The following is a 10,891-nucleotide window of genomic DNA, read 5'->3' as shown; positions in this document are numbered from 1 at the left end:
GTCAGGACGCGGCGCGGCGGCCGCGCCACAGGAAGAATCCGGTCATCACGGCCCAGACGGCGGCCAGCGAGAACCAGGTGATGGCGTAACCGAGGTGGTCGTTCGGCACGGCGCCGCTGTCAAGCGGCATGGGCGCGGTTCCGATCGCCGGCGTGATGCGACGCGCCACCACCAGAAGCGGCGCGGTGCCGAGCGCCGCGGCCATCGGCCCGACGTCGCGGGCATACCAGATATTGGCGGCCGTGTCGGGGGCCGGGGTCCAATCGTCCACCTCCTGCGGCCAATGCAGGTTTCCGGTGATCATCGCCTGCGGCGTGGCGCGGCTCAGATCCTTAGCCCCGAGCGGCACGAAGCCCAGATCAGCCATGACCCGGCGCCCGCCGGTCTCGAGCACTCCGATCACCCGGTAACCCGGCCCGTCGGCGGCGCTGAGCACGTGAATCTCCTCGCCGGTGAGCCGTCCCTCCGCCACCACCGGCAAGAAGCGCTGCGCCTGTGGATCAGCGGTGCCGACGCCCGAGAGCGGCACGGGGGCGGCGAGGATGCGCGCGTCGAGATCGGCGAGGATCGCGGTCTTCCAGCTCAGGCGTTGCACCTGCCAGACCCCGAGGCCGATCAGGATCGCGCAGCCCAGGACGCCCATCAGCAGCGGTAGAACAATGCGTCGCATCTTGTCTCCGGAAACGAGAAGGACGCGCGAGAGGGCCCGCGCGTCCGTGTTGGGAGGGCTGTTGTGGCGGGCGCGAGGCCCTGCGGTATCAGCTGCCCCAAACGTAGATCGAGAAGAACAGGAACAGCCACACCACGTCGACGAAGTGCCAGTACCAAGCTGCCGCCTCGAATCCGACATGTTTCTCGGGGGTGAAATCGCCGCGCTGCAGGCGGTACAGACAGACCGCGAGGAAGATCGTGCCGATGATCACATGCGCGCCGTGAAAGCCGGTCGCCATGAAGAACACACCGCCATAGACGTTGCCGCCGAAGCTGAACGGCGCTTCCCAGTACTCCAGCGCCTGGAACGCAGTGAAGATCACGCCGAGGCCGATGGCGATCAGCAGACCGTTGCGCATATCCTTGCGGTTGTTCTCATGCACCAGCGCGTGGTGCGCCCAGGTCGCCGCCGCGCCCGAGCACAGCAGGATCAGCGTGTTGATCAGCGGCAGGTGCCAGGGATCGAAGGTGGTGATGCCCTCGGGCGGCCAAGTGCCGTCGACCATCGGGCTTTCGGGGCCCATCGGGTAGAGCGCGTTCTTGAAGAAGGCCCAGAACCATGCCGCGAAGAACATGACTTCGGACATGATGAACATGATGAAGCCATAGCGCAGGCCGATCCGCACCACCGGGGTGTGGTCGCCTTGGCGGCTTTCGCCGATCACGTCGGCCCACCAGCCATACATGGTGTAGAGCACCGCCGCGAGGCCGATCAGGAACAGCCAGGGGCCGGAGCCGTGCATCCAGACGACCGCGCCGAACAGCATGGCGAAGGCGCCGGTGGCCGACAGGAACGGCCAGATGGACGGGGCCAGGATGTGGTAATCGTGGTTCTTTTCATGCGCCATTCGTTCGGTCCCTCGGGCCTTTCGTTCAGTTCGTGTCTATCGCCTGAGCGGCGGTGCGTGTCAAAGACTCGTTGCCCGGCGCCAGTGCCGCCGTCTCCGTGTCCTCAGGCAGGTCGATCTCGTAAAAGGTGTAGCTCAGCGTGATCTCGTGGACATACTTCGCCTCGCGGTCCTCGACGATCTCGGGGTCCACGAAGAAACTGACCGGCATCAGCACCGTCTCGCCGGGCTGCAACACCTGCTCGGTGAAGCAGAAACATTCGATCTTCTCGAAATAGCCGCCCGCCGAATAGGGCGCGACGTTGTAGCTCGCCTGACCCGCGACGGCCCGGTCGGTCGGGTTGTGCGCCTCGTAGAAGGCGAGGCCCGTCTCGCCGATCCGGATCTCCATCTCGCGCTCGACCGGCTTGAACTCCCACGGCATGCCGCGGTCGAGCGAGGCGTCGAAGCGCACGGTGATGGTCTGGTCCAGCACCGTGTCCGAGCCCGCCTCGGCCACCGAGGTGGCGCCGCCGAAGCCGGTGACGCGGCAGAACCACGAGTAGAAGGGCACGGCCGCCCAGGCTAGGGCGCCCATCACGACGACCACGCCGACCATCTGCAGCGCGGTACGGCGCAGCTTGCGGTCGCGATCGGTCATTGTGCGGCCCCCTCCTGCGGCACGAGTTGCGGGCGCGCCACGTGGTCGAAGCGCTCCAGCTCGACGATCGAGCCGAGCGATAGCGTCTTGACCACGGTCAGGCCGAAGATCAGGGCGACGAAGCCGACAAGCAGCAGCCCGACGCCCCAGTTGCGGCCCCGCCGGCGGTGATGCAGTTCATGTTCGACACGCATGGACATGTCTCCTTATGCCCCGACCAGCCCCGACAGGATCTGCCAGGAACCGCCCCAGGGACGCAGCGCCGCCTCGATCAGAAGCGCGCCGAAATGCAGGAAGAGATAGCCGAGCGAGATCTTGAAGACCTTCTTCTCGGCGGCGTAGCCATCGGCCTCGGCCTGCTCCTCGCTGCGGCGGAACAGCTGCCACGCACCGCCCAGAAACTGCAGGTTCAACACCACGGCGATGGCAAGGTAGATCGGCCCGCCGATCGAGGTAAATCCGAGGCCCAGCGCCACCGGCACCAGAAGCACGGTGTAGGCGAGGATATGGCGGCGGGTGGAGCGGCGGCCATGCGTCTCGGTCAGCATCGGCACGCCCGCATCGCCGTAATCCGACTTCACGAACAGCGCCAGCGCCCAGAAATGCGGTGGCGTCCACATGAAGGTCAGTGCGAACATCAGGACGCTTTCGATGGCGATGTTGCCGGTGGCGGCGGCCCAGCCGATCATCGGAGGAAAGGCGCCCGCGGCGCCGCCGATGACGATGTTCTGCGGCGTCGAGCGCTTGAGCCACATCGTGTAGATCACGGCGTAGAAGAAGATGGTGAAGGCCAGCAGCCCCGCGGCGAGAGGGCCGGCGGCGAGGAACAGCACCAGCACAGAGAAGCCCGACAGCGCCAGGCCCAGCGCCAGCGCGTCGCCGGGCGTGGTCTTGCCAGCGGGGATCGGACGCGACTTGGTGCGGCGCATGATCGCGTCGATGTCGGCGTCCCACCACATGTTGAGCGCGCCGGAAGCGCCGCCGCCCACCGCGATGCACAGGATCGCCACGAAGCCCAGGAACGGGTTCACCGCGACCGGGGCCACGAGCAGGCCCACCAGCGCAGTGAAGACCACGAGCGACATCACCCGCGGCTTGAGCAGCGCGAAGTAGTCCTTGAGCCCGGCCTCGGGGGCCCCGGGATAGCTCAGATCGGTCATGCTGGCATCGGTCATGCGGGCTCCCGTCCGGCGGTCATCATCCGCCGTGGCTGCTGGCGCGGTCGCGGGGTGCCTCGCCCCCGGCTGCGCGGCCGGGCGGTCCCGGCCGGTCGTCATGTCGAATGGCGGCGGCGCCGCCCCGTCGGGCGGGCGCCTGCGCGCCCTGCCCCTCGGTTCACGACCCGGCTCAGGCCGGGAACTCTTCCTTGGCGCCCGCGAGCCACTGCTCATAGGCCTCGGGGCTCACCACCTTGACGGTGATCGGCATGTAGGCGTGGTCCTTGCCGCAGAGCTCGGAGCACTGGCCGAAATAGACGCCTTCCTGCTCGGCCTCGAACCAAAGTTGGGCGATCCGGCCCGGCACCGCGTCCTGCTTCACGCCGAAGGCGGGAATGGTCCAGGAGTGGATCACGTCGGCGGCGGTGACGTCCATCACCACGGTCGCGCCGACGGGGACCACCACGGCGGTGTCGGTCGCCAGCTTGAACTCGTCGGCGCCGTAGCCGGCTTCGTTCAGCTCGGCCAGGATCTCTTCGTTGAGGTTGCCCATGCCCGCGCCGATCATGAAGCTCTCGAAGGCGACCTCCTCGTCGGGATACTCGTAGCCCCAGTACCACTGGAAGCCGGTCACCTTGATGTGCACGTCGCCCTCGGGGATCTCCTGCTGGTCGAACAGCACCGGCAGGGAGAAGGCGCCGATGAAGATCAGGATGACGATCGGCACCACGGTCCAGGCGATCTCGAGCGGCGAGTTGTGGGTGAAGGTCGCCGGGTTGGGGTTGGACTTGCGATTGTAGCGCAGGATCACGAAGGCCAGCAGGCCGGTAACGAAGAGCGTGATCGCGGTGATGATGACGAGCAGCATACCGTCGAGCCAGTGGATGTCGCGCGCCAGCTTGGTCGCGGCGGGCTGCCAGCCCACGGCCCCATCGACCGGACGGCCGATGATCGGCAGTTCGGCGATCTGCTCCTGTGCCGAGACCATGCCCGCCGTCAGTGTGGCGGCGGCGGTCCCGAGCACGGCGAGGGGCTTTGTGAGGTGCATGTCTCTACCTTGCGTGTGTGGCGTAAGTCGGCGCCCCGAGGCCCCCGCCGCGGCGGAATCCCCTGTCGTCCGCGGGTCTATTCCCATAAACTGTCGCGCAGAACAAGCTGTCGGGTTGCGGCAAACGGACGCTCGCCCTACCTGCCCGTCGCCTTCATTCCCCGCCCAGACCCCCGACGAGGACGCCAGATGACCGCACGACAGGCCGAGCCCGCCTTCGACCCTTTCGCCACCCATCTCGACCGCGCCGGGGCATTGCGGCTGCTGCGCGAGGCGGTGGCCGGCGCCGATGACGGCGAGCTGTTCTTGGAGCGCCGCCGCTCCGAGGTGCTGGGCTTCGACGATGGCCGTATGAAGCACGCCAATTTCGACGCGGCCGAGGGCTTCGGGCTGCGCGCGGTGCGTGGCGAGACCTCGGGCTATGCGCATTCGACCAGTATCGACGAGGCGGCGCTGAAGCGCGCGGTGGCGACCGCACGGCTCGCGGTGGGCGATGGCGGCGGCAGCCTCGCGGAGGCGCCCGCCCGCACCAATAGGCACCTCTATACCGATGCCGACCCGATCGCCGGCGCCGCCTTCGGGGTGAAGGTCGATCTGCTGCGCGAGATAGACGCCTTTGCCCGTGCGCTCGATCCAAAGGTGGTACAGGTCACCGCGAGCCTCGCCGCCTCGCACCAGGAGGTGGCGATCCTGCGGCCCGAGGACGGTCTTTATACCGACATCCGCCCGATGGCGCGGATCTCGATCGGTGTCATCGTCGAGAAGGACGGACGCCGCGAGAGCGGCCATATGGGCGGCGGCGGTCGCTTCGGCCTCGACGGGCTGATGGCGCGCGACCACTGGGAGCCGGTGGTTCGCGAGGCGCTCAGGATCGCGCTGGTGAACCTCGACGCCGAGGCAGCACCCGCCGGTGTGATGGACGTGGTGCTGGGGCCGGGCTGGCCCGGGATCCTGCTGCACGAGGCGGTGGGCCACGGGCTCGAGGGCGACTTCAATCGCAAGGGATCTTCGGCCTTCGCCGGTCTGATGGGCAGCCAGGTCGCCGCCAGGGGCGTCACCGTGCTCGATGACGGCACCATCCCCGACCGGCGCGGCTCGCTCACCTTCGATGACGAGGGCACTCCGTCGAACCGCACCACGCTGATCGAGGACGGCAAGCTGGTGGGTTACATGCAGGACCGGCAGAACGCGCGGCTGATGGGCGTGGCCCCCACCGGCAATGGCCGTCGCGAGAGTTTTGCCCACACGCCGATGCCGCGCATGACCAACACCTATATGCTGGCCGGAAACGACGACCCGGCCGGGATGGTAGCGGATTTGAAGGACGGGATCTGGGCCGTGGGGTTCGGCGGCGGACAGGTCGATATCACGAGTGGCAAGTTCGTCTTTTCCTGCACCGAGGCCTACCGGGTGAAGAACGGTAAGGTGGGCGCCCCGGTCAAGGGCGCGACGCTGATCGGCGACGGTGCCACGGCGCTGCAGAAGATCCGCGCCATCGGCAACGATCTCGCGCTTGACCCCGGGATCGGTAATTGCGGCAAGGCCGGGCAATGGGTGCCGGTGGGGGTGGGCCAGCCCTCCCTGACGATCGGCGGACTGACGGTGGGCGGGTCGGGAAGCTGACCTCCGCATACCTACCCACCATGCCCGCTGCGGTTTACGCCTCATTAACCGAGTCGCCTTAAATCTGAGCGGGCAACAGGCGAGGCGCGGATGTCCCAGGAACCGACTTCTTCCGCTCACCCCCCACTCCCACCCACCTCGGAAGAAGACACGCTGTCCCGCCTCCGCCTGTTGCGCTCTCGCCGCGTGGGCATCGCCACTTACTGGCGCCTGCTGGCCGAGCATGGTTCGGCCCGGGCCGCGCTGGATGCGCTGCCCGACGTCGCCCGCGCTGCCGGCATCGAGGATTATGCCCCTTGCTCGGTCGAGGCCGCACGTGCCGAGATGGCGGCGGCCCGATCCGCAGGCGCGCATCTGCTGGCGCATGGCGATCCGCTCTACCCTGCCGATCTCGCCACCCTGCCCGACGCCCCTCCGCTTCTCTGGCTACGCGGCCGCGCGGCCCTGCTGCGCCGCCCGATGCTGGCCTTGGTGGGTGCCCGAAACGCCTCGTCACTGGGGCTGCGCATGGCGCGTCGGCTGGCGGCCGAGTTGTCGGAGGCAGGTTGGATCGTGGTGTCGGGTCTGGCACGCGGCATCGATGCGCACGCACATGAGGCCGCATTGACCGGCGGCACCATCGCCGTCGCCGCCGGGGGCGTCGATGTCGTCTACCCGCCGGAGAACGCGGATCTGACGGCGCGCATCGCCCGCGACGGGCTGATCCTTTCCGAACAGCCGCCCGGGCTCGCGCCGCAGGGGCGACATTTCCCGGCGCGCAACCGCATCGTCGCCGGGCTGTCGCGGGCGGTGCTGGTGGTCGAGGCGGCGGCGCGCTCTGGCAGCCTGATCACCGCGCGTGCCGGGCTCGATGCGGGACGCGAGGTGATGGCGGTGCCGGGACACCCCTTCGATGCACGCGCCGGCGGCTGCAACCTGCTGATCCGCGATGGTGCGATATTGGTCCGGGGCGCCAGGGACGTGCTCGACATCATCGGCCGCATCGCACCATCGACATCGGCGTTGCCAAAGCACTCAAACGCCCCACCGGAACCGCGCGAGAGCCCGAGCGACGCAGTGTCGGTGCGCATTCTCAACCGACTCGGCGCTGCGCCGCTTGCCGAAGATCAACTACTGCGCGATCTCGGCCTGCCCGCCGCTCAGGTCAGCCAGGCGCTTGTCGATCTTGAACTGTCAGGCCAAGTCGCCCGACAGCCGGGCGGTCTGCTGGCGCGGCACGGCCCCGCGAATGGCGCGGGGTAAGCCCGAACGCTACCGGACAGAGGGCGCATTGACATTGCGGCGGCCCCCGCCACATGTTGCCCGCCCAAAGCGCCCCTCCCCTGTCCCGAGGATTCCCCATGCCCGTCGTCGTCGTCGAATCTCCGGCCAAGGCCAAGACGATCAACACTTATCTCGGGTCGGACTATACCGTTCTCGCCTCCTACGGGCATGTCCGTGACCTGCCGCCCAAGGATGGTTCGGTCGATACCGACAATGATTTCGACATGCGCTGGGAAGTCGGTGCGGATTCGCGCAAGCACGTGAAGGCGATCGCCGACGCGCTCAAATCCGACCCGAACCTGATCCTCGCCACCGACCCCGATCGCGAGGGGGAGGCGATCTCGTGGCACCTGCAGGAGGCGCTGACCGCGCGCAAGGTGCTCAAGAAGGACACGCCGGTCAGCCGCGTCGTGTTCAACGCGATCACCAAGGCCGCCGTGACCGAGGCGATGAAGAACCCGCGCGAGGTCGACGCGCCCTTGGTGCACGCCTATCTGGCGCGCCGCGCCCTCGACTACCTCGTGGGTTTCAACCTGTCGCCCGTGCTGTGGCGCAAGCTGCCCGGCGCGAAATCCGCCGGTCGGGTGCAGTCGGTCTGCCTGCGGCTCATCGTCGAGCGCGAGATGGAGATCGAGGCGTTCAAGCCCCGCGAATACTGGAGCGTGAAGGCGCAGCTGGTCACGCCGCGTGGCCAGGAATACGAAGCGCGCCTCACCGTTCTGGCCGGCAAGAAGCTCGACCGCTTTGACATCGCCGACCGGACCCAGGCAGAGATGGCGGTGCAGGCGGTGGCCTCGCGCGATCTCACCGTGTCTTCGGTCGAGGCGAAGCCGGCGTCACGCAACCCCTCCGCGCCCTTCATGACCTCGACGCTGCAGCAGGAAGCCAGCCGCAAGTTCGGCATGGGCGCGCGCGCCACGATGTCGGCCGCCCAGCGCCTCTACGAGGCAGGCTACATCACCTACATGCGGACCGACGGCATCGACATGGCGCCCGAGGCGGTGATGGCCGCCCGCGACGAGATCAAGTCGCGCTACGGCGAGGCCTACGTGCCCAAGAGCCCGCGCATGTACAAGAACAAGGCCAAGAACGCGCAGGAAGCCCACGAGTGCATTCGGCCTACCGACATGTCGCGCGACGCGTCGAAGCTGGCGCGGCTGGAAGCGGACCAGCGCAAGCTCTACGACCTGATCTGGAAGCGCACCCTCGCCTGCCAGATGGAAGCGGCGCGGATGGAGCGCACCACCGTCGACATCGCCAGCCGGGACGAGCAGGTCGTGCTGCGCGCCACCGGCCAGGTCGTGCTCTTCGACGGCTTCCTCAAGGTCTATGAAGAGGGTCGCGACGACGTCGAAAGCGACGACGACCGCCGCCTGCCGCAGATCCATCAAGGCGAGGCTGCCAAGTTCGCCTCCGGCACGCTCAAGGCTGCCTTCGCCAGGGCGACCGAAGAGAACACGGACGCTGCCGTGCTCGGCGGACCCGACGCCGTTCTGGCGCTGCAGCACTACACCCAGCCACCGCCGCGCTACACCGAGGCGACGTTGGTGAAGCGGATGGAAGAGCTCGGCATTGGCCGTCCCTCGACCTACGCCAGCGTCATCGGCACGATTCAGGACCGCGACTACGTCACCAAGGACAAGAACCGGCTGATCCCGCAGGACAAGGGCCGGATCGTCACGATCTTCCTGCTGAACTTCTTCAAGCGCTACGTGGAGTACGACTTCACCGCCGAGCTCGAGGAGCAGCTCGACGACGTCTCGGCTGGCAAGGCGGATTACAAGGAGCTGCTGGCCCAGTTCTGGCGCGATTTCTCGGCCGCCATCGCCGAAACCTCGGAGCTGCGCATCACCGAGGTGCTCGACGTGCTCGACGCGGCGCTGGCGCCGCAACTCTATCCGCCGCGCGAGGATGGCTCCGATCCGCGCATCTGCCCGCAATGCGGCACCGGCAAGCTGCATCTGAAGACCTCGCGCACCGGCGGCTTCGTCGGCTGCGGCAACTATCCCGAATGCCGCTATACCCGTCCCATCGGCGGTGACGGCGCCGACACCGGCGCCGACCGGGTGCTGGGTGAGGATGGCGGCGACGAGATCTGGCTCAAGACCGGACGCTTCGGACCCTATGTCCAGCGCGGCGAGCCGACCGAGGATCAGCCCAAGCCGCCGCGTGCCTCGCTGCCCAAGGGCTGGCAGGCCGACGCGATGGACCTCGACAAGGCGCTGACGCTCCTGTCGCTGCCACGCCTCGTCGGTCATCACCCGGAGGATGGCGAACCGGTCGAGGCCGGGTTGGGGCGCTTCGGCCCCTTCGTCAAGCACGGCAAGCTCTATGCCAACCTCAAGGAGGTCGACGAGGTCTTCGAGATCGGCATGAACCGCGCGGTCGAGGTGCTGGCGCAGAAGGCAGCAGGACGCGGCGGCCGCGGCGCGGCTGCCAAGGCGCTCAAGGAGCTGGGCGAGCACCCCTCTGGCGGCGCGATTTCCGTGATGCCGGGGCGTTACGGCCCCTATGTGAAGTGGGAGAAGGTCAACGCGACCCTGCCCAAGGACATGGAGCCCGAGGCGGTGACGCTGGAGCAGGCGATCGCCCTGGTCGATGAGAAGGCCGCCAAGGGCGGCAAGAAGAAGGCCCCGGCCAAGAAGGCGGCAGCGAAGAAGCCGGCTGCCAAGAAGACCGCGGCCGGCAAAACCACTGCGACCAAGAAGACCACGCCCAAATCGACGGCGGCCAAGAAGACCCCCGCCAAGAAAGCGCCTGCGAAGAAGGCCGAGGCCCCCGACGAGGCGGCCGAATAGGCCCGCGAACGGGTTGAATGCCGCGCCGCCCGCTGCGGCGCGGCATCCGCATTGACTTCGCGCGCTGCCGGCGCAAGTCTCGCCCCCGTGACAACAGGGGGAGACGCATGAACAAGATCTATCCGGACGCGGCCGCCGCGCTCGACGGGCTCCTGTCCGACGGGATGCTGATCGCCGCCGGAGGCTTTGGCCTCTGCGGCATTCCAGAGCTTCTGATCGCCGCCATCCGCGACGCGGGCACGAAGGATCTGACCTTCGCGTCGAACAATGCGGGCGTCGATGATTTCGGCCTGGGGCTTCTGTTGCAGACCCGACAGGTGAAGAAGATGATCTCCTCCTATGTGGGCGAGAACGCCGAATTCATGCGCCAGTATCTCTCGGGCGAGCTGGAACTGGAGTTCACGCCGCAGGGCACGCTCGCCGAGCGGATGCGCGCCGGCGGCTCCGGCATCCCCGGCTTCTACACCAAAACCGGCGTCGGCACGAAGGTGGCCGAGGGCAAGGAAGAAAAGGTCTTCGACGGCGAGACCTACATTCTCGAGCGCGGCATCGTGGCCGACCTATCAATTGTAAAGGCGTGGAAGGCCGACGAGACCGGCAACCTCGTCTTTCGTAAGACCGCCCGCAACTTCAACCCGCCCGCTGCGATGGCAGGGCGCGTCTGCGTGGCCGAGGTCGAGGAAATCGTACCCGCCGGATCGCTCGACCCCGACCATATCCACCTGCCCGGCATCTACGTGCACCGCCTGATCCAGGGCGAGCACGAAAAGCGCATCGAACAGCGCACCATCAGGGAGGCTTGA

Annotated in this window: 10 protein-coding genes; 4 read left to right on the top strand and 6 right to left on the bottom strand. The window is 67.7% G+C overall.

Annotated features, from left to right (window positions below; all coding sequences use genetic code 11):
• Position 1: 1 nt before the first annotated feature.
• From LOS8367_RS01450 to coxB, 6 genes are all read right to left on the bottom strand, one after another.
• Complete coding sequence (locus LOS8367_RS01450; protein ID WP_085894666.1) at positions 2-670, bottom strand: SURF1 family protein; 669 nt, start codon at positions 668-670, stop codon at positions 2-4.
• A gap of 88 nt (positions 671-758) precedes the next feature.
• Positions 759-1,559 (bottom strand): cytochrome c oxidase subunit 3, encoded by an 801-nt coding sequence (locus LOS8367_RS01445; protein ID WP_085894665.1) that lies wholly within the window; start codon positions 1,557-1,559, stop codon positions 759-761.
• 25 nt (positions 1,560-1,584) lie between these two features.
• The gene (locus tag LOS8367_RS01440; RefSeq protein WP_085894664.1) at positions 1,585-2,199 is read right to left on the bottom strand and encodes a cytochrome c oxidase assembly protein; all 615 of its coding nucleotides are present in this window, start codon (positions 2,197-2,199) and stop codon (positions 1,585-1,587) included.
• On the bottom strand, positions 2,196-2,399 hold the full coding sequence (locus LOS8367_RS01435) for a cytochrome c oxidase system small membrane protein (RefSeq protein ID WP_085894663.1): 204 nt from the start codon (positions 2,397-2,399) through the stop codon (positions 2,196-2,198). Before LOS8367_RS01435 ends, LOS8367_RS01440 begins: the two co-directional genes overlap by 4 nt.
• Positions 2,400-2,405: 6 nt before the next feature.
• Entirely contained in the window at positions 2,406-3,374 is a 969-nt protein-coding gene (cyoE, locus tag LOS8367_RS01430; RefSeq protein ID WP_085894662.1) for a heme o synthase, read from the bottom strand.
• A 172-nt stretch (positions 3,375-3,546) separates the two neighbouring features.
• On the bottom strand, positions 3,547-4,404 hold the full coding sequence (coxB, locus tag LOS8367_RS01425; RefSeq protein ID WP_085894661.1) for a cytochrome c oxidase subunit II: 858 nt from the start codon (positions 4,402-4,404) through the stop codon (positions 3,547-3,549).
• A gap of 189 nt (positions 4,405-4,593) precedes the next feature.
• Between coxB and tldD the strand changes: the two genes are divergently transcribed.
• The 4 genes from tldD to LOS8367_RS01405 all read left to right on the top strand — a co-directional run bounded on the left by tldD (position 4,594) and on the right by LOS8367_RS01405 (position 10,891).
• On the top strand, positions 4,594-6,027 hold the full coding sequence (gene tldD, locus LOS8367_RS01420; RefSeq protein WP_085894660.1) for a metalloprotease TldD: 1,434 nt from the start codon (positions 4,594-4,596) through the stop codon (positions 6,025-6,027).
• 90 nt (positions 6,028-6,117) lie between these two features.
• Complete coding sequence (gene dprA / locus LOS8367_RS01415; protein ID WP_085894659.1) at positions 6,118-7,269, top strand: DNA-processing protein DprA; 1,152 nt, start codon at positions 6,118-6,120, stop codon at positions 7,267-7,269.
• 98 nt (positions 7,270-7,367) lie between these two features.
• The gene (gene topA, locus LOS8367_RS01410; RefSeq protein WP_085894658.1) at positions 7,368-10,088 is read left to right on the top strand and encodes a type I DNA topoisomerase; all 2,721 of its coding nucleotides are present in this window, start codon (positions 7,368-7,370) and stop codon (positions 10,086-10,088) included.
• A 107-nt stretch (positions 10,089-10,195) separates the two neighbouring features.
• Positions 10,196-10,891 carry a CoA transferase subunit A gene (locus tag LOS8367_RS01405; protein WP_085894657.1) on the top strand — a complete coding sequence of 232 codons (696 nt, stop codon included), beginning with the start codon at positions 10,196-10,198 and terminating at the stop codon, positions 10,889-10,891.

Origin of the sequence: Limimaricola soesokkakensis, assembly GCF_900172345.1 — a bacterium.
GTDB lineage: Bacteria > Pseudomonadota > Alphaproteobacteria > Rhodobacterales > Rhodobacteraceae > Limimaricola > Limimaricola soesokkakensis.
Note: the sequence above shows the minus strand (reverse complement) of the source record. Positions and strands in the feature narration are given on the sequence as shown.